Below are 264 nucleotides of genomic sequence, written 5' to 3' on the forward strand. Positions count from 1 at the left end.
CCGGCAATCTCTGCGATTACTTGATGAGTTGGAACGTCTACACCTCGAATCCTACTGTTTCCGATGATGATATAGTAGAAACCTCCGGGCCTAAGCGCGCGGAAAACGGATTCCATATTTCTCCTCATATCATCGAAGAAAACTACCGCAGTCTTGAACCTAGCTTCATCAATCGTTTCAAGTTCTCCAAGGTGTTGCCGCGAGATCGAATAAACGAAATCTTCCCGTACCTCTCGATTGCGGCGCACGCTTTCACCTAGCTGG

1 protein-coding gene is annotated in these 264 nt (G+C 48.1%); it reads left to right on the top strand.

The window, feature by feature from the left end; genetic code table 11:
- Nucleotides 1-260 (top strand): hypothetical protein (locus tag H2O73_RS24105; protein ID WP_220457766.1); only part of this gene is annotated, 260 nt, incomplete at its 5' end.
- Between the last annotated feature and the right edge of the window lie 4 nt (nucleotides 261-264).

This window comes from Vibrio marinisediminis (assembly GCF_014050145.1).
GTDB classification, from domain to species: Bacteria; Pseudomonadota; Gammaproteobacteria; order Enterobacterales; family Vibrionaceae; genus Vibrio; species Vibrio marinisediminis.